A 23988-nucleotide genomic window follows, 5' to 3' on the forward strand; every position below is an offset into this window, starting at 1 on the left:
TCCGGCGGCATGTCTTTCTTGGATCATCCGTTTCGGGAGCAGTGTGACCGGTACTCGAGCCGAAGCGGCCTATCTCCGCGCTCGCGCCGCGTTCAAGATCCCGACGCTCGACCTGCTTCACGGCCGCTATGCGCCCTTCGTCATCGCGGCGCTGAGCATCATGTTCACGGCGGACCGTCCGACGGTCGCCGTGGCGGACGCGCACGTCGAGGTGGGGGAGATGCTCGCGGAGCTGCGGGCAGCCGGGTACGAGGAGAACGGTCGAGGTCTGCCGTCGACGACCGGCCGCGAGGTCTGCCGATACTGGGTCAAGGTGGGCTGGCTCGGTCAGCAGATCGAGGGCGACGTCGAGGTGTACCGATGCACGGCGCACGCCGTCAGGGCACTCGAGATCGCCGATCTCACCGGCGGCAGCACCCGGGTCTCGCACTCGCGCGTGCGCACACTGCTCGACGCGGTCGAGCGCCTGGCCGGCGATGCGGACGAAGACCCGGCCCGGCGCCTTGCGCGATTGCGGGCCGAGCGGGCTGCTCTCGACGCGCAGATCGCCGCGCTCGAGAACCGCGAGGCCGACCCGATCACCGATGACGAGCTGCTCGAAGAAGCAGAGAACGTGCTGCATCTCGCACGCAGCCTGCCGGCCGACTTCACGCGCGTCGCCGAGTCGATCAAGGCGATGCAGCGCGACGTCATCCGCGATCTCCGCCGTGACGAGCGCCCCACCGGCGAAGTCCTGCGCGAGTACCTGCTCCGCGGGCAGCAGGTCATGCAGTCCACGCGCGAGGGCCAGGCGTTCGCGGGCGCCCTGCGCGTGATCGGCGACCCCGAGCGCATCGATGCGCTGACCGAGCAGCTGCACGAGCTGCTCGGGCGCCCGTTCGCGCGCATGCTCGACGCGGCCCAGCGCAGCGAGCTCGACACGATCGGCCGGCGCATGGAACTCGGGGTGCAGGAGGTCCTCACGGCTCAGCGGCGCGCGTCGCACGTGATCGCCGCCCAGGTGCGCACGCACGATCCGGCCCGTGACCGTCAGGTCGATGAGCTGCTGCGCGATGTCATCTCGGGGCTGCAGGCCTGGACTCAGACGAACACGCCGGAGACCCCTGTCGAGCCGCTGCGTCGTCTCCCGATCGCGAGTATCGGGCACCTCAGGCAGTCGCTGAGCGATGTGCGTCCTCCCGAGCCTCCCGCGCCGCTCGAAGACCGCGCCGGCGACGCGGTCTTCGTCGACGCAGACACGCGCGCGTGGGGCGGTCCTCGATACGCCGAGCTCGAGACCTATGTCGCGGGACTCGGCGAAGACTTCGACCTCGGCGACGCCTTCCTCGGCGCAGACGACGAGACCCGGCGACCCGTCGATCTGCTCGGACTGCTGGAGATCGCGCACCGCAACGGGATGACCGAGGGCGAGGAGGTCTCGGTCGTCGAGGCCGTGCGCCCCGACGGCACCACGCGCCGGTTCGCGTTCGGCTCCGTGACCGCGCGCACGAGGAAGGACGACGCAATGGCCCAGGCCGCGAAGGAGCAGGCGGATGACTGACCACGATCTCGCCTCGGACGGAGGCTTCATCGAGCCCGTCTCGATGGAGGAGGACCTCCCAGAGCTGTTCCCCGGCGACAGGGGAGTCCTCGACCCGGAGGTGCGCCGGACCCTCGCGCTGATCCTGCACCGCCGATTCCTGCTCGCGGAGCGCAACCGGCAGGAGTGGCGCACGCTCCTCGACAATCAGACCGTGATCGAGTCGCGCCTGAACGACCTCTACATCCGGCTGATCGTCGATCATGAGCACGGTCTCGCCTACAAGCAGCAGATCCGCGTCGACGAGCTCGACATCCCGATTCTGCTGCGCGACACGCCCTACACGCGCTCCGAGACGCTCGTGCTCGTGCATCTGCGCACCGTGTACGAACGTGAGAACGTGGCGGGCGAGTCGGCGCCTCGTATCGACATCGAAGACGTCGAGCAGACCGTGCTCAGCTACTTCACGGATGCCGACGGAGACATCTCACGACGGCAGAAGGCCGTGCGCGACGCGATGCGCAAGCTGGCGAACGACGGCATCATCAGCGAGGAGACCACTGGCCGTTACCGCATCGGGCCACTGGTCGAGGTCGTGCTGAGCGCCCAGAAGCTCACCGAGCTGCGGGACTGGCTGCGCGAATCGGCGCTCGGCCGTGAGGCGGATGCCCTCACAGAGCAAGACGCACGGGAAGGCGTTCTGTCATGACGATGATCGAGACGCTGTTCGGGCTCATCCCGCAGGGCTCCCGCGGCCAGCAGTGGGTGGCGGAGGACCTGCAGCTCGTGAACTGGGGAGGCTACGACGGCGGCCCGCACCGAGTGAGGTTCTCGCCCGCCGCGACGCTCCTGTGCGGAGGCTCCGGCTCCGGAAAGTCGACCCTCATGGACGCGTACATCGCGCTCATGATGCCGCACACCACACCATTCAACGGCGCATCCAACGGCGGGGTCACCGGACGCCCGCGCGGCGATGAGCAGCGCAACGTGCTCTCCTACGGACGTGGAAAGCTCGACGAGACGCGCACCGAGGAGGGCACGAAGGTCCAGGTGCTCCGCGGCGACGGCGAGGACACCTGGACCGCGATCTCGATGACCTGGCTCGACCACGACGGTGCGCGGTTCACCGCCGTGCGCGCGTGGTACATCCCCGCGGGCGCACGGATCCTGGAGGACACCGTGCGCGTGCGGGCGACCGTGCACGATGCCTTCGACCTCGCCTCTCTCGAGCGTGCGGCCACTCAGCGCCTCACCGACGCGTCGGTCAGAGCAGCCGGGCTCGATCCGGTCGGCACCGACCGGGAGTTCTCGGCGCGGCTGCACGCGGTGCTCGGCATCGGCGCCGCGGGTGCCGGATCCAACGCGATGAGCCTGCTGGCGCGGATCCAGGCCGGCCAGCAGATCACCACGGTCGACGACCTGTACAAGCGCCTCGTGCTGGAAGAGCCCGAGACCATGCGCACGGCCGACGCCGTGGTCGTGCACTTCGACGAGCTCGAGAGCACCCGCCAGCGCATGCTTGTCGCCCGTCAGCAGGTCGCAGCACTCGAGCCTATTCGCGATCTCCGCGCCAAGATCGCGACCACGGCCGAGCGCATGCGTCTGATCGACGAGATCGGCGTCTTCGCAGATCCCTCCTCGCTGGCGTCGCTGTGGCGAGCCGAACGGCGCATGACGCTGCTGCGCGACGTCGAGGAGGAGCTGCGCGACCGCAAGCTCGCCCTCGACGCGTCGATCCGCGAGAAGCGGGTGCAGGCGGACGCGGCGGATGCCGAACACGACGGCCTCCGTGACCTTCTTCGCGAAAGCGGCGGCGACAGGCTGGAGACAGCCCAGCGCGAGCTCCGAGGCGTCGAGCGTCGTCTCATGGAGGCCGAGGACGCGCGGGCGCGCCTCGATCAGGACCTGCGGATGCTGGGCGCCGAGGTCACCACGAAAGAGCAGTTCGACGCGCTGATCAGCCGCGCGCGTGCCGCGCTCGAGGATTCCGACGCCAAGGGTCGCGCACGCGACGCCTGGGCGCAGGCGCGCAGCGCCAGGGACGCGGCGTCCTCCGACCTCACCCGCCTCGAGCGCGAGCTCGCGGCATCGGCGTCGTTCACGGGCAACATCCCCGCAGACCTGTACGAGTCCCGCGCCCGTCTCGCCGCAGCCGCCGGTCTCGAGCCGCACGAGCTGCCGTTCGTGGGCGAGCTCATCGAGGTGAAGACCGAGTTCGAGCCCTGGCGCGAGGCGTTCAACCTCGCGCTCGGCGGTTTTGCGACGACGCTGCTGCTCGACGTCGCCCACCTCGACAGGTTCCGCGCCGCGATCGACAGCGTCCGCACATCGCGGCGGGTGAACTACCAGGGCGTGCACACCGGGCTTCGTCCAGGAGGCGGGGGAGCGGCCGACACTCTGCCTGGCAGGCTCGACTACAGCAGCACGCCCTTCACCGGCTGGCTGCAGCTGCGGCTCGAGGAGCGATTCGGCTTCGTCTGCGTGAACAGCGCCGCAGAACTCGCCGTGCACGATCAGGCTGTGACGATCACCGGGCAGATCTCCCGCGGCGAGCAGGGCGCGCACGGCGGTCACGGACGGGCGAACGTGCTCGGCTTCTCGAATCAGTCGAGGCTCCGCGAGCTGCGCGCCTCGCTCGACACCGCACGCCGCGAGCTCGATCAGGCTGAGGTGCGCCTCGATGTCGCCGCGGCCGATCTCGACGGAATCGACGCCCATCGCGCCGCGTACGCGAGGACCGTCGACGTCACCTGGGACCGGATCGACGTCGCATCGCTGCACGCGGAACGTGAGCGCTGGCTGTCGGTCGAATCCGATGTGGCGGAGTCGAACCCCGACATCGCCGCTCTGCGCGGGCAGATCGAGAAGGCGAAGAAGACAGTGACCCGCCTGCGCGAGGAGATCGCGGCGGCGACGGTCGAGCGCAACCAGGTCGAGACGACCTGGGGCGACATCATCGACGACGTCGACGCGGGGCAGAAGCTCATGGATGAGGCCGCCGAGGCGGGACGGGTGTTCGACGAGGCGCAGGCCGCCTACCTCGACGACCGGTTCGCCGCGCCGACCGGCAGCTCGGCGTCGGCATCCGCTCTGCTGAGCCGTTTCGACGGTGCGCTGTCCACCGCAGGGCAGCGGCTGGCCGAGGACCACGCGCGTGCCGTCGACGCCCACCGCGAGCAGCGCGAGAGCATGCGGCGGCTCATGCAGACGTTCCTCGAGCGCTGGGACAACCCCAACCTGCTGGCAGACCCCGACCTGTACGTCGACGACTTCGAGAGCATCCTCTCAGCCCTCGAGACGAGCGGCCTCCACGAGCTCGAGGGCGAATGGCGCGACAGCCTGCTGAACCTCTCGGGCAACGACCTCACCAACCTCGACTCGACGCTGGCGAGATCGCTGCGTGAGATCCGCGAGCGCATCGACCCGATCAACCGGATCATGCAGGACCTGCCGTTCTACGACGACGATCACCGGCTGCAGATCACGACGCGCGAGAGCCAATCGGAGGCCCGCAAGCGGTTCCGCCGGGATCTGCGCGAGGTCCGCGGTCTCATCGAGAACGCGTCGACGGATGCCGAGCGCGAGAACGCCTATCGCAGGATGTCGCGCCTGATCGGTCACCTGCGGCGATCCGCCCCGGACTTCAGCGACCTCGTCGACGTGCGCAACCACGTGCGCGTGAGCGCAGAGCGCGTGACGGCTGACACGAAGCAGCACGTGGCGCTCTACGACCACATCGGCGAGAAGTCGGGTGGCGAATCGCAGGAGCTCATCGCGTTCATCGTGGGCGCCGCGCTTCGCTATCAGCTGGGGGATGCCGGCGCAGAGCGTCCTCGCTATGCGCCCGTCTTCATGGACGAGGCCCTGATCAAGGCCGACGCGCACTTCACCAAGCGCGCGATCGGCGCCTGGCGCGGGCTGGGCTTCCAGCTCGTGATCGGCGCTCCCAACGACAAGTACAGTGCGATAGAGCCCCACGTCGACGTGGAGTACGACATCCTCAAGGACACGCAGGGGCGCTCGTGGGCGAAGCTGAAGGTCGGTCTCTGAGCGGTCCTCCCACTCAGAACGGCGTTGTTTGAACGTCGGGTGAACTCTTCCAGAAGACGGGATCCCGGCGCCGCGAGCGGTGCGAGACTCGCACCATGTCCGGCGAGTTCCTCATCCTGATCCTCGTGATCGTCACGGCCATCGGCTTCGACTTCACGAACGGCTTCCACGACACCGGCAACGCGATGGCCACGTCCATCGCCACCGGTGCGCTGAGGCCCAAGGCGGCCGTCACGATCGCGGCGATCCTGAACCTGGTCGGGGCGTTCCTGTCGGTGGAGGTCGCGGCGACCATCACCAAGGACGTGCTGAAGATCCAGACCGAGACCGGCGGTCTCGTCGAGGGACTCAGCGCCCAGACCGCGATGACGATCATCTTCGCGGGCCTCGTCGGCGGCATCCTGTGGAACCTCATCACCTGGCTGCTCGGACTCCCGTCGAGCTCCTCGCACGCGCTGTTCGGCGGCCTGATCGGAGCCGGCCTCGCCGGCGCCGTGACGATCAACTGGGCCGGCATCATCGGCAAGATCATCGTTCCCGCCTTCCTGTCGCCCGTCATCGCCGGGGTGGTCGCCGCGATCGGCACCTTCCTCGTGTACGCGATCACCAAGGGCGTCGCCGAGCGCCGTCGCGAGGCCGGGTTCCGCTGGGGGCAGATCGGCACGGCGTCCCTCGTCTCCCTCGCCCACGGCACCGGCGATGCGCAGAAGACGATGGGCGTCATCGCGCTCGCGCTCATCGCCCATGGATCACTGACCACTCAGGGCATCGAGGACGACGGCCTGCCGGTCTGGATCATCGTCGTCTGCGGACTCGCGATCGCCGTCGGCACCTACCTTGGCGGCTGGCGGATCATCCGCACACTCGGAAAGGGTCTCGTCGAGATCGATTCGCCGCAGGGCATGGCGGCGGAGGCCTCGTCGGCCGCGATCATCCTGACCTCGAGCTCGATGGGCATGGCGCTGTCGACCACCCACGTCGCGACGGGATCGATCCTCGGCTCGGGTGTCGGCAGGCCCGGAGGCGTCGTGCGCTGGGGCGTCGCAGGACGCATGGCTGCGGCCTGGCTCATCACGATGCCTGCGGCGGGCATCGTCGGCGCGCTCTGCTACTTCATCGCGAACGGCATCGGCGGGGTCGCCGGCGCGATCACGGTCTTCGCGCTCCTGATCGTCCTCTCCGCGTACATGTACCTGCGCAGCCGCCGTCAGAAGGTCGATGCCTCGAACGTGAACGCCGAGTGGGACGGCAAGGTCGTCCCTGAGGCCTCAGCCGCCACCGCAGCCTGATCCGCACGCGAGAGAATCGGAGCACTCATGGACATCATCTGGAGCGACATCGCCCTCGCCGCCGGCCGCGTGCTGCTCGTGGGCGCGCTGTTCGGCGCCGGCCTTCCCGCTCTGTTCGCCCTCGGCCTGCGTCTGCACGCGGCGGGATCCGGCGACCTCGACGGCGCCGAGCGACGGTCGGCTCTCACCGTCGTCGCGTACCTGCTCTTCGCGATCGTCGTCGCTGCGGTCGTCACGGGCGTCCTGTGGATCACCCGGTCGAGCCTGCACCACTATCTCGGCATCTCCCTGTTCGGAGCCTGAGGAGCCTGACATGCCCGACTCCGTCGTCTCATCGATCCTGCGCTGGCTGCGCGCCGGCTACCCCGAGGGCGTTCCGCCGAAGGACTACTACCCCCTGCTCGCTCTTCTGCGCGACACCCTGAGCCGCGAGGAGTTCGAGGAGGTCATCACGCGGATCGAGTCGCTGGACGCCGATCCGATCCGTGTTCGGGACATCAGGGCGGCGATCGAGCACGTGACCTCGGAGCGCCCCGGCGACGACGACGTGCGGGCCGTCGCAGCCCGTCTGGCGGCGGTGGGCTGGCCGCTCAGCGGCGGTGCGCGAAAGCGCGCGCAGCAGCACGCTGCGGAGTACCCGGTCGACCCGGCGCCGGTGCACGCCAACCCCGTGCAGCGGGCGCTGGCATGGCTGCGGGCCGGCTACCCCGACGGCATCCCCTCGACAGACTACGTGCCGATCCTCGCGCTGCTGCGTCGCCGTCTGAACGACGACGAGGTGCGCGAGGTCGCCGACGCGCTCATCTCGCACGACATCGAGGAGGACGGTGTCGTCTCGCGCGTCGAGGCGCAGGTGCTGATGACGAAGATCCTCGGCGAGCTGCCCTCCGACGAAGACCTGCACCGCGTCGAAGCCCGCCTCGCCGAGTCGGGCTGGAATCTGGTCTGAGGCGCGGCCCATAGGCTGGCGTCATGACGAGCATCCACGCGATCACCGCCTCGGACCACGACGAGTGGAAGGCGCTGTGGGCAGGATACCTCACCTTCTACGACGCGGAGATCGCCGACGACGTCACGGAGCACACGTTCGGTCGGATCGTCGACGACGCCGAGCTCCACGGCGCGATCGCACGCGACGAGCAGGGCCGTGCGATCGGGATCGTGCACTGGCTGACACATGCGGCCACGTGGAGCACGGGCTCGTACTGCTATCTCGAGGATCTCTTCGTAGCGCCCGATGTGCGCGGCGGCGGCGCGGGACGCGCGCTCATCGCTCACGTGAAGGGCTGGGCCGAGCACCACGGCAGCGCCAAGGTGTACTGGCTCACGCAGGAGGGCAACGACACCGCCCGGCGACTGTACGACAGCATGGCCGTGCACACCGGCTACACGCACTATCAGATCGCGCTCTGATCGCCGGCGGAACAAGGCGCGAGCCGGCGACGTTGACCCCCTCGTGGACATCTTCGACAGCGTCGTGATCGGAGCAGGGCAAGCCGGGCTCTCGACGTCGTACCATCTGAGTCGCCTCGGCATCCGCCACGTCGTGCTCGATGCGGACGACGAACCCGGCGGGGCCTGGCGTCACCGGTGGGACGCGCTGACCATGCGCGACGTGCACGGCGTCGCAGAGCTTCCCGGTGAGGCCGCCCCACCCCGCGACTCCCAGCGCGCGAACATCGCAGTGCCCGCATACTTCGCGGCCTATGAGAAGACGCACCGGCTGCCGATCGTCCGGCCCGTGCGTGCCGATCGCGTGGACGATGACGGCGGCGTGCTCGTCGTGCACGCGGGGGAGCGCGAGTGGCGCACGAAGACCCTGGTGAACGCCACGGGCACCTGGACCCATCCCTTCCTGCCGCACTATCCGGGCATGGAGACGTTCCTGGGCGAACAGCTGCACACGGTCGACTATCCCGGACCCGAGCACTTCATCGGCAAGCGTGTGCTGGTCGTGGGCGGCGGCGCATCGGCCGTGCAGTTCCTCGGCGCTCTCGCGCCCCTCACGCAGGTCTCCTGGGTCACCCGCCGCGAGCCCGTGTGGCGTGACGACGACTTCACCCCCGAAGCGGGAGCCGCAGCCGTCGCGCTCGTCGAGCAGCGGGTGGCGCAGGGCCTGCCGCCGCAAAGCGTCGTGAGCGTGACCGGCCTCATGCTGCGTCCCCAGGAGCGGGAGGCTGAGCGGCTCGGCGTGTACGCGGCCCGTCGGCCGATGTTCGAGCGCATCGAGCCCGACGGCGTGCGCTGGGCCGACGGCTCGTTCGAGCGAGTGGACGCGATCCTCTGGGCGACCGGGTTCCGCCCTGCCGTCGGCCACCTGGCGCCGCTGCATCTGCGTTCGGCCGCAGGAGGCATCCAGCTCGACCGCCACGGGCGCGGCACCACCGCAGTGGCTGATCCGCGGATCCAGCTGGTGGGCTACGGCCCCTCGGCCAGCACGATCGGCGCGAACAGGGCAGGGCGATCAGCGGCGAAGGGCGTGCAGCGGATGCTGGCGGCAGAGCTCTCCGCGACGCACTGAGAGACCGAAGTCGTGATCGGTAGGGTAAGCCGTCGCTCGATAGCCTGAGCACATGCTCCGCATCGTCTTCCTGATCGTCTGGCTGCTGTTGTCGGCATGGCTCCTCGTCTGGACCGGCGAGGGCCTTTTCGGCGTGGACCAGCGCCACTCGATCCTGCCGTTCGCGGGCGAGGACACCCTGGGCGCGCCGATCATGATCGGAGTCGCGTGGGGGCTCATCCTCACCTTCAGCGGCACCATGTCGGGTCTCGGGCGCCGCAAGAAGGTGCGCGGCGAAGCGCACATCGGTGTGGGTCGCATCGTCGAGATCTCGCGCACCGGACTCACCGTGAACGACGTGCCGCAGTACGACATCTTCATCCGGGTGACTCCGCGCGATGGCGATGAGTTCGTCGCCCAGATGCGGACGCTCGTCGACGCGAGCGACTTCGCCGACCTGCAGGTCGGTCAGCCGCTGCCGGTCCGCTACAGTCTCACGGACCAGGACACCATCGAACTCGCCGATGTGACGGATCCGCTCGTGCACGCAGCCCTCCTGCAGTGGCGCATCGATCGCGGACTCATCGACCCTCGGCTGGTCAAGGCGAGGACGACGGGCACGCAGGTGCCGGCATCCGTTCTCGAGATGCGGCCGACCGGACGGCGGCTGGAGGGCCAGAGCGAGCTCGCCCTCAAAGTGCTGATGGCACCGGAGGGAGCTGCGACCTGGGAGGCCGAGACGACCGTGTTCGCGTACCCGCAGGCCCTGTCGCACTTCCAGGTGGGCGCGCCGCTCTGGGCGTTCTACCGTCGGGAGGATCCGCAGACGGTTGCGGTCACGATCGAGAAGGAGGAGGGGCGATGAACATCCTCGACACGCTGATCTGGCTGGTGAACTTCCCCGCCTCCCACGGCTACGCGATGGTGTTCATCGCCGGGTTCTCGATTCTCGGGCTGTTCGCGATGTCGGCGGTCGGGTCCGCGCCAGGCGGCGCGCTGCGGCGCGTCCGCGAACGCGAAGGGCTCCTGCGCGAGACCGCACCGCAGCGCGGGCGGACCGCCGATCGCATCAGGCGCATCGTCTTCCGAGCCCTCGCCTTCGCGATGCTCGCGAATCTCGTGATCGGCCTCCTGAGCCTCACGGGCGTCCCCGTGACCAGGGCCTACATCTTCGAGCACGGCCAGCCGACAGCGGCGACGATCGACGGGGGCTGGGTCACCTTCACCACCGCCACGGGCGTCGAGTACACGCTCGAGAGCAACTTCTTCACGCCGGCCGGCTACCCGGATCGCGACGCCTACATACCGACGGGCGAGCCGATCACCGTACGGTATCTGCGCGGTCACCCGCAGGCGTTCGTGATCGACAGCACGCAGGGCCCGCGCTGACGTCGGGGCGCGAGCGTAGGCTGAGAGCATGTCCCGTGTCATCGTCTTCGGCGGCCACGGCCGCATCGCGCTCCTGCTCGCCCCACTGCTCGTCGAACGCGGGGTCGAGGTGACCTCCGTCATCCGCAATCCCGATCACACGGCCGATGTCGAAGCCGGAGGCGCGAGCGCTCTGGTCGCGGATGTCGAGCGGCTCGACACCGCCGAGCTCGCCGACATCATCCGCGGCCATGACGCCGTGGTGTGGTCGGCCGGCGCCGGCGGCGGCGACCCGCAGCGTACCTACGCGGTGGACCGCGATGCCGCGGTCAGGACCATGGATGCCGCGGCCATCGCGGGCGTGCACCGGTACCTCCTGGTCTCCTGGCTCGGGTCGACCGCCGACCACGGCATCCCCGAAGACGCGGACTTCTTCCCCTACGCCGATGCGAAGTGGGCAGCCGACGAGCATCTGCGCGGCACGGAGCTGGAGGGCACGATCCTCGCGCCGGGCACCCTCACCTTCGACGACCCCAGCGGTCGCATCCGCATCGACCCCGAGGGACGAGGCGAGGTGTCGCGTGCCGACGTCGCGGCGGTCATCGTGGCTGCGCTCGACTCTCCCGCGACCATCGGCCGCACCATCCGGTTCGGCAACGGCACGGCCGAGAACTCGCTCCCCATCGCCGAGGCGCTGTCGAACTGATGTCCGTGCGGCGCGCCGGTGCGGTCGCGCTCGCGATGATCATCGCGAGCGCGGCACTGGGCGCACCCGCTCAGGCTGCGCCGAGTCCGCCTGCCGTCGCGGCGCAGTCGAGCGGGCCGAGTGCACGCGCGGCCGAACTCGTCGCCGGCATGACGACGGCCGAGCAGGCCGCGAGCGTGATCATGGGCCACATCCCGACGACCGACCCCGCGGCTCTGAGCGCGTACATGGCGCAGGGGTTCGGCGGCTTCATCCTGATGGGTGCGAACGTGCCCGCTGAGGCGGCCGACCTCCGGACCGTGACGGCGGCTCTCGCCGTCGACCCGTCGCTGCCTCCGCTCATCGCGATCGACCAGGAGGGCGGCATCGTCTCGCGCCTGAGCGCAGACGCATATCCGGCGTCCACGGTTCTCAAATCGCAACCGGCGAGCGCCACCGCCGCGGCCTTCGCAGCGCGAGCCTCGCTCGTCGCGCAGGCGGGAATCTCGGTGAACTTCGGGACCATCGCCGACGTGCCCGCCGATCCGTCATCGTTCATCTACGGCCGAGCGCTCGGCACGGATCCGCAGTCGTCCGCGGAGCGCGTGGCAGCGGCCACGACGGCGCAGGAGCAGTTCCTGGCCTCCACGCTCAAGCACTTTCCCGGCCATGGCGCAGCACCTGGCGACTCCCACCACGCGATCCCGTCGACGGATGAGTCTCTGGAGCAGTGGCGTGCGACGGACGCCGTGCCGTTCGCGGCGGGGATCGAGGCGGGAGCATCGCTGCTCATGTTCGGCCACCTCGCGTACACGGCGGTCGACGCCGCCCCGGCGTCGCTGTCTGCGCGCTGGCATGAGATCGCCAGAGAGGATCTCGGCTTCGAGGGGGTCATCGTGACCGATGATCTCGGCATGCTGCTCTCGTCGGGGATCCCCGAGTACCAGGACCCGGTCGCCGATGCGGTCGCCGCGCTGGCCGCCGGCAGCGACCTCGTGCTCATGATCGCCGGGTCGACGCCCGACACAGCGGGACAGATGGCGGCAGGCATCGCGGCCGCGGTGGGGAGCGGATCCCTTCCCGCCGACCGCCTGGCCGATGCCGCGACCCGGGTGCTCGCTCTGCGGCTGAGTCTCACGGCGGCGAGCGCCGACTGGGCGCTGTGCCCTACGTGCGAACGGGCGAGCTGAGCCAGGCCTCGATCAGAGCTTCGCGCAGTGCGGCGCCGCGCTCGGCGAAGCCGCGCTGGCGCCGGACGTACTCGGCCTTGCCGTCCGTGGTCTCGATCGGCACCGGGACGACGCCCCAGTCCGAGAGATCGTAGGGCGCGGCCTCCATGTCGAGCCGCCTGATGTCGCGGGCGAGCTCGAACGTGTCGAGCAGCAACTCGCCCGGGACGAGCGGGCCGAGCTTCATGGCCCACTTGTAGAGATCCATGCCCGCGTGCAGACAGCCCGGCTGTTCGAACAGCGGCTGTTCCTCTCGCGTCAGCGCACTGCGGTTGCGAGGGACCGCATCCGGGGTGAAGAAGCGGAAGGCGTCGAAGTGCGTGCACCGCAGCTCGTGGCTCTCGACGACCGCGTCGGTGCCTGCCTGGCCCAATCGCAGCGGGACGGGATGCCGGTGCTCGTCCTGCCGGTAGACCATCGCCCATTCGTGCAGGCCGAAGCAGCCGAACTGCCCGGGTCGCGAGGCGGTGCGCCGCAGCATCCGCTCGATGAGCGCGGCGAGTTCGGGCTTGTCTGCGGCGAACGCGGCCGCGTCGGGAGTGACGTCATCGCCGACGGCGGTGTACCAGCGCCATTCCGCGCGCTCGGGTGCGTCGCTCAGCGTGACGCCCGCACCCGGATGCCAGCGGCGCAGCTGCGCAGGCTTGTAGGCGTAGTAGGTGAACAGGAAGTCCCACACCGGATGCTTCTCCCGCCGGGACGCGCGTTCACGGTGCTCCGCGGTGAGAGCGTCCGCTCGCTCCTGGTGCGCCTGTGCACGAGCGGTCCACTCGGCGCGGGGGAGGGAGGGAGAGGACACCTCTCGAGGATAGACGTCCAGCCCGCATCCGGGCTCGGCGGGTAGAATCGGCCCACCCGACCCCGACGCAGGACTCCTCGATGCCCGCTCACGCCCTTTCCGAACCGACGCCCGTGTTCGTAGACCCTCGAGGCCGACGCCGACGCTGGGCCGTCATCGCCGCATGGATCGGCTCGGCGGTGGCCGCGACCTACCTGGCGCTCGTGGTCAGCGCGCTTCTCGGGGGCCCGACCATCAACGCTCCGTTCTTCCCGACATCCATCGGTGAGAGCGTGGCACTGCCGCGCCCGCTGCCCTCGCCGGTGACGCCGCCGTCCGAGAGCCCCGCGCCGATCGCGACCGAGGAGTCAGACCCGGTCGTGACGACGACGACGGCGACGACCAGCGAGACGGCGGCGGCGCCCCCGGCCGACGTCTCCGAACCCGCCGCGACGGCGCCTGCGTCGGATGCACCGGGCAACAGCGAGTCGGCGCCAGGGCAGACCGTCAGCGCGACCTCGCCGGGAGCCGACAACAGGGCCGCCGTGCCCGATCCGCACAGCACGGGGCGCCCTCAGCCGTGAACGCCGCACGACCCGTGCGTGTCCGGGCGCACTGGGTGTCCCTCGTGGTCGTGCTCCTCGCGGTGGGAGCCGCTCTCGCAGTGCAGGGGTACACCCAGCATCTGTCCACGCTCGGCGACCGCGCACCCGCTGCCGACGCCTCGGCTGATGCCGTACCGGCAGACGCGATCGAGGGCGGGCCGATCGTCGATCCGCGGGCCACGGGCGGCTCCATCGCCCCGCGCGCCGGGACTCTCGCGCTGACCTTCGACGATGGCCCCGATCCCGAGTGGACTCCGAAGATCCTCGACGTCCTGGCGAAGCATCATGTGCACGCGACGTTCTTCGTGGTGGGCACCGCTGCGGCGCAGCACCCCGATCTCGTGCGGCGGATGATCGCCGAGGGGCACGAAGTCGGAGTGCACACGTTCACGCATGCGGATCTGGCCACCGCGCCCGGGTGGCGTCGCGACCTCGAGTTCCACGCGGCGCAGTCGGCACTTGCGGGGGCATCGGGTCTCACCTCCTCGCTGTTCCGGCCGCCGTACAGCTCCTCGCCTGCGGCTCTGACCGACGGCACCTGGTCGGTCGTCGTCGACGCCGCCGACCGCAGCTACGTCTCGGTGCTGTCGACACTCGACAGCAGGGACTGGGAGCGCCCCGGCGTTTCGGCGATCATTCGCAACGCGACGCCCGCGGAAGGCGGGTCCGGCGACGTGCTGCTGATGCACGACGGAGGAGGCGATCGCTCCGAGACCGTCGCGGCCCTCGACGAGCTCCTGAGCGAATATCAGGCCGCAGGCATCGAGGCGACCACGGTGAGCGGCGCGGCCGGTCTCAGCGGGGCGATGACTCCGGCATCCGCTGCTGATCGCGCCACGGGGGTCGCGGTGCTCGCGGCGCTGTCGATCAGCTCGTTCGTCGTGACCGCGATCAGTGTCGCTCTCGTGCTCAGCGGGGCGGTGATGCTGATCAGAGCCGTGCTCGTGATGGCGCTCGCGGTGCGGCACCGCCGCGGCGCGGTGGCCGCTGCCCGGCGGCGCCGCTGGCAGCATCGGGGAGTCGTCTCCGTGATCGTGCCCGCGCACAACGAGGAGGCGGGAATCGAGGCCGCCGTGCGGTCGATCGCGGCCTCGAGTCGCGAGGTCGAGATCATCGTGGTCGACGACGGGTCCACCGACGCCACGGCGGAGATCGTCTCGCGACTCGATCTGCCGCAGGTCACGCTGATCACGAAGCCCAACGGGGGTAAGCCCTCGGCGCTGAACGCCGGCATCGAGGCGGCCTCGGGCGAGCTGATCGTGATGGTCGACGGAGACACCGTGTTCGAGGAGGACACGGTCGAGCGGCTGCTGCAGCCCTTCGCCGATCCCGCTGTCGGCGCCGTGTCCGGCAACACCAAGGTCGCGAACCGCGGTGGCGTGCTGGGCGCGTGGCAGCACATCGAATACGTCGTGGGCTTCAACCTCGATCGACGCCTTTTCGACGTCGCGGAGTGCATGCCCACGGTCCCCGGCGCGATCGGCGGCTTTCGCAGGGAGGCTCTGCAGCGCGTCGGCGGCGTGAGCGACGACACGCTCGCCGAGGACACGGATCTCACGATGGCGCTGTGCCGCGACGGCTGGCGCGTCGTCTACCAGGACGACGCCAGGGCCTGGACCGAGGCGCCCGCGACGATCGGCGCCCTGTGGAAGCAGCGCTACCGGTGGTGCTACGGCACTCTGCAGGCCATGTGGAAGCACCGCGGGGCGCTCGTCGAGCGGGGTGCCGCAGGCAAGCTCGGGCGGCGCGGCCTGGTGTACCTGCTCATCCTGCAGGTCCTGCTGCCCCTGTTCGCCCCCGTGGTCGACGTGTTCGCGGTGTACGGTCTGCTGTTCCTGGACCCGCTGCGGATCGCGGCGCTGTGGCTGGGATTCCTCGCCATCCAGTTCGGAATGGCCGTGTACGCCTTCAAGATCGACGGGGAGCGGCTCGCCCCACTGTGGACGCTGCCTCTTCAGCAGGTCGTCTACCGGCAGCTCATGTATCTCGTCGTGATCCAGTCGGTGTTCACGGCGATCGCCGGCACCAGGCTGCGCTGGCACCGCATGCAGCGCTACGGCTCCTTGAAGGTGCCGCAGAACGCCTCCTGACCTCGGCCGAGCCGTTGAGCCCGTCGAAGGGTCAGTGCAGGATGCCGACCTCGCCGAGCTGATCCCGAAGGCCGGCGCCGTCCTCTGCGCTCACCCACGGAGCCGTGTGCTGCGCATGCTCCTCCTGGTCGGCGCGGCCACCGGCCAGCACCGCCTCCGCAGGGAGCAGCCGGCGGATCGCGACCGCGGCCACGGAACCCGGATGCTCCTGCATGAACTCCGAGTAGATCGCTTCGTCGTGCTGGCCGTCATCGCCGATCAGCAGCCACTGCACGTGCGGGAACTCGGCCGCGAGACGGCGGAGGTTCGTGAGCTTGTGCTCGCGCCCGCTGCGGAACCAGCGATCGTGCGTGGGACCCCAGTCGGTCAGGAGCATCGACCCGGTCGGGAAGAGATGGCGGCCGAGGAAGCGCTTGAGCGTGGGGGCGACGTTCCAGGCGCCGGTGGAGAGATACACCATCGGGGCGCCCGGATGCTGTCGGAGCAGCTGATCGAGGAGCACAGCCATACCCGGCACCGGGAGACGGGCGTGCTCGTCGACGACGAAGGAGTTCCATGCGGCGATGAACGGGCGGGGGAGAGCGGTGACCATGACGGTGTCGTCGACGTCGCAGACGACGCCGAACGTGGTGTCCTCCGCCACGACGAAGGCGGTCGCCTCGACTGCCGCCTGACCCTCCACCGAGACCGTGAACGTCTGCCAGCCCGGTTCGAGATCGGCGTCGATCACGGCGTCGATCACGCCGCCGCGGTCGGCGACCACATGGTGCGTCGTCTCGCCGAACTGCACCGTCACCTTCGCGAAGCTGACGGGGATGCCGACGAAGCTGCGCCAGCCGCGCACGCTCGCCGGCTCGCCCGTCTTCGTGCTGCGCTGCGGGGGCACGATCAGCACGCGTCCGACCACGCGGACCCACCCGGGACCGCCGTAGCCGGGGAACGGCACGATCGTCGCGGTGCGTCCCCGACGGCGCGCTCGTCCTTCGCGCCACACGTGGAGGCGGTGTTCGAGTCGGGCGAACCAGTGGATTCTGGCGGCCGGAGGAGATGAGGCCATTGCCTCAGTCTTTCACGTCGGCGCCGGCTTCTGCGTCGTCGGAGTCGAGGTGGTGCCGCTCCACGCGGGCGATGACCTTCTTGCTGAGCAGGACGAGCAGCAGGAAGACGACGATGATGCCCACGAAGATGTAGCCCGCGAAGTGCACCTGGTCGGCGAGTTCGTCGAAGCTGCCGACAGCGAGGGAGGTGATGCTCACATACGCCGTCGCCCACAGCAGACAGGCGGGAGCCGTCCAGGCGAGGAACCGCCGGTAGGAGTAATGGCTCATGCCGACCGTGAGCGGAACCAGCGAATGCAGCACGGGGAGGAAGCGGGAGAGGAAGATCGCGATGCCGCCTCGGCGGGCGAGGTAGCGCTCTGCCCTCACCCAGTTGTGCTCGCCGACGCGCCGGCCGATCCACGACGCGCGGATGTGCGGCCCGACCCAGCGACCCAGACCGAAGCCGATGCTCTCGCCGATCAGAGCGCCGACCACCACCGCGATCACCATGGCGACACCCTCCAGCGGGCTCGTGATGCCGATCGACGCGACCAGCACCACCGTGTCACCGGGAAAGACGAGACCGATGAGGATGCTGGTCTCCAGCAGCACGGCGAGACCCGCGAGCAGTGTGCGTGCGATCGGGTCGATCGACCGCATGAACTCGATCAGCCACGGCACGAAGTCATTCACGCCACGAGACTACGCCGGGCGGTGCGATCTAGGCTGGAACAGTGCCCGAAGCCCTGTCCGTCCGCGCCGTGACCGCACGCGTCGACCCGGCCGCGCTCTTCCTCGCACTCGAGGCCCACTCGCCGGACGTGTTCTGGCTCGATGCGGGCACGGGAGCCGGAGAGGGGTGGAGCTTCGTCGGCACGGGGGTCGCGGACGCCCTGCCCGCCGATGTGCGCATCGACCGGCAGCAGGTCGGGCGCATTCCGTTCTCCGGCGGCTGGGTGGGATGGTGCGACTACGAGACCGGAGCGCGCCGCGCCGGCGCCCCCGCAGCCGAGTCCGTCGGCAGCGCCTGGCTCCGCGCCACGAGGATCGCCGCGTTCGATCACGCGACCGGGGAGACCTGGCTGCTCGCCGCGGCAGGAGATCTCGACGACTGGGAGAGAGTCCTCCGAGTGCCCAGTGAGCCGGCATCCGCTCCCTCCGCCGTCACAGAGCGCACGGCATCCGCCCGTCATACTCCCGCCCAGTACGCGACCCTCATCGAAGAGTGCCGGGCGCTCATCCGCGCCGGTGTCGCGTATCAGCTCTGCCTCACGACCCGGTTCGCCGTGCCGGGAAGGCACGACGCCGTCGCCGCGTACCTGCGGCTGCGGGAGGCGACCCCCGCGCACCACGGCGGCTTCATCCGCATCGGCGGCCGGGCTCTGCTCAGCGCGAGTCCGGAGCAGTTCCTGCACGTCGAGGCGGGCGTCATCCGCACCAAGCCGATCAAGGGCACACGGCCGCGAGGCGCGGATGCGGAGACGGATGCTGCGCTCGCCGCAGAGCTGCAGGCCGATCCGAAGGAGCGCGCCGAGAACGTGATGATCGTCGATCTCATGCGCAACGACCTGTCACGCGTGTGCGACCCCGGCTCGATCCGCGTCGAGAGTCTGTGGGCGCTCGAGAGCTACCCGGCTGTCCACCAGCTGGTCAGCACGGTCAGCGGCACCGCCTCGGAAGGGACGACCGTGGGGATGCTGCTCGATGCGACGTTCCCCGCCGGCAGCATGACCGGGGCGCCCAAGCTGTCGGCGATGACGCGCCTGCACGAGCTCGAAGGCGGGCAGCGAGGCATCTACGCCGGCTGCTTCGGCTATCTGGGCGACGACGGCGCCGTCGACCTGGCGATGGTGATCCGCAGCATCGTGATCGACGCCGAGCAGGCAGTGGTGGGTGCGGGAGGCGGCATCACGTGGCGGTCGGTCGCGGCGAGCGAGGTCGCCGAGGTGGCGACCAAGGCGCGCGCTCCGCTGGCCGCACTCGGCGCCGGAATGCCTGCGCACTGGGGTTCAGATATCCTGAACTGATCCCGTTTTTCCTTCAGATTGGTTGTGCGTTCGTTGTCTGAGACCTTCTCCACCACTCCCGCCGAAGACGATGCACCCTCGGCGCATGCCATCCAGGCCAAGTGGCAGAAGTACTGGGCGGACAACGAGACCTTCGTGACGGGCGGCGAGGACGACAAGCGCCCGCGTCGTTACGTGCTCGCGATGTTCCCGTACCCCTCCGGTGACCTGCACATGGGGCACGCCGAGAACTACCTCTACTCCGACATCGTGGCGCGCTTCTGGCGTCACCGGGGGCACAACGTCCTGAACCCGATCGGCTGGGACTCCTTCGGCCTGCCCGCCGAGAACGCGGCGATCCGCCGCGGTGCCGACCCCCGCGAGTGGACGTACCAGAACATCGATCAGCAGAAGGCCGGCTTCCGCGCCTATGGGGTCTCGTTCGACTGGACGCGCGTTCTGCACACCTCCGACCCGGAGTACTACCGCTGGAACCAGTGGCTGTTCCTGAAGCTGTACGAGCGAGGCCTGGCCTACCGCAAGAAGAGCCCGGTGAACTGGTGCCCGAACGACCAGACCGTGCTCGCGAACGAGCAGGTCGTCGACGGGCGCTGCGAGCGCTGCGGTGCCGAGGTCGTCAAGAAGAAGCTGACCCAGTGGTACTTCAAGATCACGGACTACGCCGATCGCCTGCTCGACGACCTGAACCAGCTCGAGGGCTTCTGGCCGTCGAAGGTGCTGCAGATGCAGCGCAACTGGATCGGCCGCTCGATCGGCGCCGACGTCGACTTCCGCATCGAGGGGCGCGACGAGCCGGTCACGGTCTTCTCGACCCGCCCCGACACGCTGCACGGCGCGACCTTCTTCGTCGTCGCCCCTGACGGCGAGCTCGCGGCCGAGCTCGCGGCCCAGGCTCCTGACGAGGTGCGCGAGCGCTTCCGGTCGTACCTCGCCGACGTGCAGAAGGCGACGGACATCGACCGTCAGGCCACTGACCGGCCGAAGACCGGCGTGTTCCTCGAGCGCTATGCGATCAACCCGGTCAACGGCGAGAAGCTGCCGATCTGGGCCGCCGACTACGTGCTGGCCGACTACGGCCATGGCGCCGTCATGGCCGTGCCCGCGCACGACCAGCGCGACCTCGATTTCGCACGCGCCTTCGACCTGCCGGTCAAGGTCGTGGTCGACACCACCGCTCCGATCACGGGCGCCATGCCGGTGATCGAGGTCGACGACGAGGGAGTGCCGATCGACACCGGCGCGGCGCTCGACGAGCAGAACCCGGCGACCACGGGCATCGCGCTGACCGGCGAGGGACGGATGATCAACTCCGGTCCGCTGAACGGCCTGTCCAAGCGCAACGCGATCGCCCGCGCGATCGAGCAGCTCGAAGCATCGGGCACCGGCCGCGCGGCGAAGAACTACCGCCTGCGCGACTGGCTGATCTCGCGCCAGCGCTTCTGGGGCACCCCGATCCCGATGCTGCACACCGACGACGGGCGCATCATCCCGGTACCGGAGGATCAGCTGCCGGTGAAGCTGCCGAGCGTCGAGGGCCTCGACCTGTCGCCGAAGGGCGCGTCCCCCCTGGGCGCGGCCGAGGGCTGGGTGCGCACGGTCGACCCCGAGACCGGCGACCCGGTGCTTCGCGACCCCGACACCATGGACACCTTCGTCGACAGCTCCTGGTACTTCCTGCGCTTCCTGTCGCCGAACAGCGAACAGTTCGCGTTCGACCCGAAGGAGGCGTCGCGCTGGGCGCCCGTCGACTCGTACATCGGCGGCGTCGAGCACGCGATCTTGCACCTGCTGTACGCCCGTTTCATCACCAAGGTCCTGTTCGACATGGGGCTGATCGACTTCACCGAGCCGTTCTCCAACCTCATCAACCAGGGCATGGTCATCCTCAACGGCACCAAGATGTCGAAGAGCAAGGGCAATCTGGTGCTGTTCCAGGAGGAGCTCGACGCGCACGGCGCCGACGCGCTGCGTGTGGGACTGGCCTTCGCGGGCCCCGTGGAAGACGACAAGGACTGGGCCGACGTGTCGACCACCGGCGCCCAGAAGTTCCTGGCCCGCGCGATGCGCATCGCCGGCGAGGTGTCGAGCCCGGTCGACGTGGTCTTCGACGGCGGCGACTCGGCTCTGCGCCGCGCTACGCACAAGCTGCTCTCCGAGGCGCCGGCCCTGGTCGAGCAGACCAAGTTCAACGTGCTGGTCGCGCGCCTGATGGAGCTCGTGAACATCACTCGCAAGACGATCGACGGGCCGGCGGGCCCCGCAGACCCCGCCGTGCGCGAGGCTGCGGAGACGATCGCGGTGATGCTCGACCTCATCGCCCCGCACACCGCGGAGGAGATGTGGGAGATGCTCGGTCACGAGCCGTCTGTCGGCCTCGTGACCTGGCGCTCGGCAGATCCGGCGCTTCTCGTGGAGGACAAGATCACGGCCGTCGTGCAGGTGGGCGGCAAGGTCCGCGCGCAGCTCGAGGTGTCGGCGCGCATCGGCGAGGCGGAGCTCGAGGCTCTCGCCCGCGCGGATGAGCGCGTGATCCGGTCGATCGGCGACAAGGAGATCGTCAAGGTCGTCGTGCGCGCTCCGAAGATCGTGAGCTTCGTCGTCAAGGGCTGAGTCGCTCTGCACAGATCGGCGACCTGAGCGGGTTCTCCACCGCGCGCGTTTCTGACCATCCTGGCGGTGTGCCGACGGGCTTAGCGTGGGCGGATGCCCGATTCGTCGCCGCCGCCGCTCACGCCGCCGCGGAAGCTGCGGCTGAGTGTGGGCGCGGCGATCGTGCTCGCACTCGTGGTGCTCTCGGCCGCCGTCGGACTCGGGATCATGCGCGGTCAGGCGGCGCCGAGCGAGCGGGTGCCGGTGTCCGAGTCGACGGCGGCCTCGTCCACAGGCGAGCTGTACGTGCACGTGCTCGGCGCGGTGCACGTACCCGGCCTGTACGTGCTCGATCTCGACGCCCGGCTGGTCGATGCGGTCGCGGCTGCCGGCGGAACGACGGACGACGCCGACCTCGCCGGGATCAATCTGGCTCGTACGCTCACCGACGGCGAGTAGATCATCGTGCCGACGCTCGGTGCCGCGGCATCGGGTGCTCCCGGCGCAGCCCCGACCGACGCCCGCATCGACCTGAACACGGCCGATCAGGCTGCGCTGGAGACTCTGCCCCGCATCGGACCGGCTCTGGCGGAGCGGATCATCGCCTGGCGTGAGGAGAACGGTCGCTTCGCGTCTGTCGACGACCTGCTGGCGGTGCCGGGCATCGGCGAGAAGCTCCTCGAGGGCATCCGCGACGGAGTGCGGGTGTGAGGCGCGATCTGCGGATGCTGCCGCTGGCGGCCGCTGTCTGGGCGGTCGCGCTCCTGTGCGTCTTCGTGCCTGCTGCTGCCCCCTGGACCGCCGGAGCCGGCCTCGTCGGGGCGATCGTGATGCTGGCGCTTCGACGCCGCGGTGTCGCGCTCGTGGGCTTCGTGCTCGCCGTCGCGTCGGCGGTCGCGGTGTCGGTCATCCTGGCACTGCCAGGGCGGGGTGACGCGCAGGCGTGGAGCGGGCGGATCGTCGAGGCGACGGCGGAGATCACCTCGTCCGCGTCGATCGGGCAGGACGGGCGGCTGTGGTTCGAAGCGCAGCTCACCGGCATCGGGCCGCCTGGAGCGATCGCTCCGGTCGCGGCACCCGTGCGGATCGGCGTCGACCCCGGCGAGGGATTCGACATGGGGGCCGGCATCCGGGTGACGGGCCAGGCCGCCGAGACGGATGCGGGGGAGCGATCCGCGATCGTGGTGTTCGCGAGCTCTGCCGAGGTCGAGCACCCGGCATCCGGCGTCTTCGCTCTGGCGGCCGGCCTGAAGCACGACTTCGTGGCACGATCGACCACGCTGCCCGAGCCGGGCGCCGGGCTGCTCCCTGGGCTGGCCGTCGGCGACACCCGAGCCGTGTCGGCGCAGCTGAACGACGACATGCGCGCGAGCGGTCTGAGCCACCTGACGGCCGTCTCCGGACACGGCTCATACATGTGAGAAAAATCGTGAGAACGGAGGCAGCATCGAGCGAACAACCCGATCAGGAGCTAGTTCAGCCCCACCTGATCAAACAGTGGCTACCACCTTCTAAATCTGAGCGCCTCCTGGATCCCAGACGAGCTCCACTCGGTCCCCGTTGAGCGCTCGGGAGCTTCGGTTGGCGCGAACCACTGGATGAATCCGTGGAGTCACCATCTTCTGGACCACGTGTCGTCGCTGCGCGATTGGCATGGCATCCCAAACGAGCGGGGCGACGGGGAAATAATAGTTCAACCGGAAAATCAATGGATCGCGCTTCTCGAGTTCAAGGATCCTTTGATTGGCGGCCTGAATCCGGGGGAGCACGATGGCTTCCTGCTCCAGCAACATGGACTCGTTCCTGCGACGCTTGGACTCCACGCGAACCTCTCCGAGCCACCCCCGGAGAGAATCGATCTCATGGAGGAGCGCCTCGCGCTCCTCACGAGCTGATTCGCCCTTCAGGATGCGCGGCACTTCGAAGTACGGAGTCGCGATCCGTTCCAGTACCGCGTCCGTAACGATGCGATCGAGTCGCTCTTGGTGCATCGAGACGTGGAATCCGGGCTGCCCTGGCCATCCGGCGCACTCGTAGACGCGGTAGCGAGGCGGGGGAGTCGGAACGACGAGCCCGCGTGCTCTCCCGGCATTCTGAGCGCCGACCCTGACCGGCGCGTCGCACACGCCACACACGGCGATCCCGCTTAGGAGATGCCGGGCGGGGCGGCCGCGCTTTCGACTGACGTTCGTATCGTTCCCCGGCCCCATGCGATCCAG

General features: G+C 69.5%; 23 protein-coding genes. 20 read left to right on the forward strand and 3 right to left on the reverse strand.

Features of this window, described 5'->3' with window-relative positions; genetic code table 11:
• Positions 1 to 43 precede the first annotated feature (43 nt).
• The 12 genes from RS84_RS13440 to RS84_RS13495 all read left to right on the forward strand — a co-directional run bounded on the left by RS84_RS13440 (position 44) and on the right by RS84_RS13495 (position 12601).
• Positions 44 to 1540, forward strand: a complete 1497-nt coding sequence (locus tag RS84_RS13440) for a DUF3375 domain-containing protein (protein WP_045258333.1) — start codon at positions 44 to 46, stop codon at positions 1538 to 1540.
• On the forward strand, positions 1533 to 2228 hold the full coding sequence (locus RS84_RS13445) for a DUF4194 domain-containing protein (protein WP_045258334.1): 696 nt from the start codon (positions 1533 to 1535) through the stop codon (positions 2226 to 2228). Before RS84_RS13440 ends, RS84_RS13445 begins: the two co-directional genes overlap by 8 nt.
• Positions 2225 to 5569, forward strand: coding sequence for an ATP-binding protein (locus RS84_RS13450; RefSeq protein ID WP_045258335.1), 3345 nt, complete (start codon positions 2225 to 2227; stop codon positions 5567 to 5569). The genes RS84_RS13445 and RS84_RS13450 overlap by 4 nt, the downstream gene beginning before the upstream one ends.
• A 95-nt stretch (positions 5570 to 5664) precedes the next feature.
• A complete protein-coding gene (locus RS84_RS13455; RefSeq protein WP_045258336.1) occupies positions 5665 to 6858 on the forward strand; it encodes an inorganic phosphate transporter in 1194 nt (397 codons plus the stop codon).
• A gap of 27 nt (positions 6859 to 6885) precedes the next feature.
• Positions 6886 to 7161, forward strand: a complete 276-nt coding sequence (locus tag RS84_RS13460; protein WP_045258337.1) for a hypothetical protein — start codon at positions 6886 to 6888, stop codon at positions 7159 to 7161.
• 10 nt (positions 7162 to 7171) lie between these two features.
• The gene (locus RS84_RS19625) at positions 7172 to 7807 is read left to right on the forward strand and encodes a DUF3349 domain-containing protein (RefSeq protein ID WP_235281495.1); all 636 of its coding nucleotides are present in this window, start codon (positions 7172 to 7174) and stop codon (positions 7805 to 7807) included.
• Positions 7808 to 7830: 23 nt separating this feature from the next.
• Positions 7831 to 8271, forward strand: a complete 441-nt coding sequence (locus tag RS84_RS13470) for a GNAT family N-acetyltransferase (protein ID WP_045258339.1) — start codon at positions 7831 to 7833, stop codon at positions 8269 to 8271.
• Between the two features lie 43 nt (positions 8272 to 8314).
• Positions 8315 to 9379 carry an FAD-dependent oxidoreductase gene (locus tag RS84_RS13475; RefSeq protein WP_045258340.1) on the forward strand — a complete coding sequence of 355 codons (1065 nt, stop codon included), beginning with the start codon at positions 8315 to 8317 and terminating at the stop codon, positions 9377 to 9379.
• Between the two features lie 52 nt (positions 9380 to 9431).
• Complete coding sequence (locus RS84_RS18740) at positions 9432 to 10223, forward strand: hypothetical protein (RefSeq protein ID WP_052676367.1); 792 nt, start codon at positions 9432 to 9434, stop codon at positions 10221 to 10223.
• Positions 10220 to 10747: a hypothetical protein gene (locus RS84_RS13485; protein WP_045258341.1), complete on the forward strand. Its 528-nt coding sequence runs from the start codon at positions 10220 to 10222 to the stop codon at positions 10745 to 10747. The genes RS84_RS18740 and RS84_RS13485 overlap by 4 nt, the downstream gene beginning before the upstream one ends.
• Before the next feature lie 28 nt (positions 10748 to 10775).
• Positions 10776 to 11432, forward strand: a complete 657-nt coding sequence (locus tag RS84_RS13490; protein ID WP_045258342.1) for an SDR family oxidoreductase — start codon at positions 10776 to 10778, stop codon at positions 11430 to 11432.
• Positions 11432 to 12601: a glycoside hydrolase family 3 N-terminal domain-containing protein gene (locus tag RS84_RS13495; RefSeq protein ID WP_045258343.1), complete on the forward strand. Its 1170-nt coding sequence runs from the start codon at positions 11432 to 11434 to the stop codon at positions 12599 to 12601. The genes RS84_RS13490 and RS84_RS13495 overlap by 1 nt, the downstream gene beginning before the upstream one ends.
• Here the strand turns inward: RS84_RS13495 and RS84_RS13500 are convergent.
• Positions 12579 to 13439 (reverse strand): hypothetical protein, encoded by an 861-nt coding sequence (locus tag RS84_RS13500; protein ID WP_045258344.1) that lies wholly within the window; start codon positions 13437 to 13439, stop codon positions 12579 to 12581. The two genes, RS84_RS13495 and RS84_RS13500, sit on opposite strands and share 23 nt — an antisense overlap.
• A gap of 80 nt (positions 13440 to 13519) precedes the next feature.
• Here RS84_RS13500 and RS84_RS13505 point away from each other — a divergent pair, with 80 nt between their 5' ends.
• Both RS84_RS13505 and RS84_RS13510 read left to right on the forward strand, forming a co-directional pair.
• Complete coding sequence (locus RS84_RS13505; protein ID WP_152641831.1) at positions 13520 to 14002, forward strand: hypothetical protein; 483 nt, start codon at positions 13520 to 13522, stop codon at positions 14000 to 14002.
• Entirely contained in the window at positions 13999 to 16113 is a 2115-nt protein-coding gene (locus tag RS84_RS13510) for a bifunctional polysaccharide deacetylase/glycosyltransferase family 2 protein (RefSeq protein WP_045258346.1), read from the forward strand. Before RS84_RS13505 ends, RS84_RS13510 begins: the two co-directional genes overlap by 4 nt.
• A gap of 31 nt (positions 16114 to 16144) precedes the next feature.
• Here the strand turns inward: RS84_RS13510 and RS84_RS13515 are convergent, their stop codons facing one another.
• Positions 16145 to 17170 (reverse strand): App1 family protein, encoded by a 1026-nt coding sequence (locus tag RS84_RS13515; RefSeq protein ID WP_045258347.1) that lies wholly within the window; start codon positions 17168 to 17170, stop codon positions 16145 to 16147.
• A gap of 4 nt (positions 17171 to 17174) precedes the next feature.
• Positions 17175 to 17846 (reverse strand): DedA family protein, encoded by a 672-nt coding sequence (locus RS84_RS13520; protein WP_045258348.1) that lies wholly within the window; start codon positions 17844 to 17846, stop codon positions 17175 to 17177.
• A 41-nt stretch (positions 17847 to 17887) separates the two neighbouring features.
• Here RS84_RS13520 and RS84_RS13525 point away from each other — a divergent pair, with 41 nt between their 5' ends.
• From RS84_RS13525 to RS84_RS19210, 6 genes are all read left to right on the forward strand, one after another.
• The gene (locus RS84_RS13525) at positions 17888 to 19180 is read left to right on the forward strand and encodes an anthranilate synthase component I family protein (RefSeq protein WP_045258349.1); all 1293 of its coding nucleotides are present in this window, start codon (positions 17888 to 17890) and stop codon (positions 19178 to 19180) included.
• Between the two features lie 33 nt (positions 19181 to 19213).
• Entirely contained in the window at positions 19214 to 21790 is a 2577-nt protein-coding gene (gene leuS / locus RS84_RS13530; RefSeq protein WP_152641832.1) for a leucine--tRNA ligase, read from the forward strand.
• A gap of 93 nt (positions 21791 to 21883) precedes the next feature.
• Complete coding sequence (locus RS84_RS19730) at positions 21884 to 22228, forward strand: SLBB domain-containing protein (protein WP_321163038.1); 345 nt, start codon at positions 21884 to 21886, stop codon at positions 22226 to 22228.
• A gap of 6 nt (positions 22229 to 22234) precedes the next feature.
• Entirely contained in the window at positions 22235 to 22480 is a 246-nt protein-coding gene (locus RS84_RS19735; protein WP_321163039.1) for a ComEA family DNA-binding protein, read from the forward strand.
• Complete coding sequence (locus tag RS84_RS13540; protein WP_045258351.1) at positions 22477 to 23190, forward strand: hypothetical protein; 714 nt, start codon at positions 22477 to 22479, stop codon at positions 23188 to 23190. Before RS84_RS19735 ends, RS84_RS13540 begins: the two co-directional genes overlap by 4 nt.
• A gap of 210 nt (positions 23191 to 23400) precedes the next feature.
• Positions 23401 to 23664 carry a hypothetical protein gene (locus RS84_RS19210; protein WP_152641833.1) on the forward strand — a complete coding sequence of 88 codons (264 nt, stop codon included), beginning with the start codon at positions 23401 to 23403 and terminating at the stop codon, positions 23662 to 23664.
• Positions 23665 to 23988: the final 324 nt, after the last annotated feature.

Source organism: Microbacterium hydrocarbonoxydans (assembly GCF_000956475.1).
GTDB classification, from domain to species: domain Bacteria; phylum Actinomycetota; class Actinomycetes; order Actinomycetales; family Microbacteriaceae; genus Microbacterium; species Microbacterium hydrocarbonoxydans_A.

What these genes read in the sequence shown, in the direction of transcription:
- RS84_RS13445 (WP_045258334.1), top strand. Translation starts at nt 1,533, where the DNA reads ATGACTGACCACGATCTCGCCTCGGACGGAGGCTTCATCGAGCCCGTC.
- RS84_RS13450 (WP_045258335.1), top strand. Translation starts at nt 2,225, where the DNA reads ATGACGATGATCGAGACGCTGTTCGGGCTCATCCCGCAGGGCTCCCGC.
- RS84_RS13455 (WP_045258336.1), top strand. Translation starts at nt 5,665, where the DNA reads ATGTCCGGCGAGTTCCTCATCCTGATCCTCGTGATCGTCACGGCCATC.
- RS84_RS13460 (WP_045258337.1), top strand. Translation starts at nt 6,886, where the DNA reads ATGGACATCATCTGGAGCGACATCGCCCTCGCCGCCGGCCGCGTGCTG.
- RS84_RS19625 (WP_235281495.1), top strand. Translation starts at nt 7,172, where the DNA reads ATGCCCGACTCCGTCGTCTCATCGATCCTGCGCTGGCTGCGCGCCGGC.
- RS84_RS13470 (WP_045258339.1), top strand. Translation starts at nt 7,831, where the DNA reads ATGACGAGCATCCACGCGATCACCGCCTCGGACCACGACGAGTGGAAG.
- RS84_RS18740 (WP_052676367.1), top strand. Translation starts at nt 9,432, where the DNA reads ATGCTCCGCATCGTCTTCCTGATCGTCTGGCTGCTGTTGTCGGCATGG.
- RS84_RS13485 (WP_045258341.1), top strand. Translation starts at nt 10,220, where the DNA reads ATGAACATCCTCGACACGCTGATCTGGCTGGTGAACTTCCCCGCCTCC.
- RS84_RS13490 (WP_045258342.1), top strand. Translation starts at nt 10,776, where the DNA reads ATGTCCCGTGTCATCGTCTTCGGCGGCCACGGCCGCATCGCGCTCCTG.
- RS84_RS13495 (WP_045258343.1), top strand. Translation starts at nt 11,432, where the DNA reads ATGTCCGTGCGGCGCGCCGGTGCGGTCGCGCTCGCGATGATCATCGCG.
- RS84_RS13505 (WP_152641831.1), top strand. Translation starts at nt 13,520, where the DNA reads ATGCCCGCTCACGCCCTTTCCGAACCGACGCCCGTGTTCGTAGACCCT.
- RS84_RS13515 (WP_045258347.1), bottom strand. Translation starts at nt 17,170, where the DNA reads ATGGCCTCATCTCCTCCGGCCGCCAGAATCCACTGGTTCGCCCGACTC.
- RS84_RS19730 (WP_321163038.1), top strand. Translation starts at nt 21,884, where the DNA reads ATGCCCGATTCGTCGCCGCCGCCGCTCACGCCGCCGCGGAAGCTGCGG.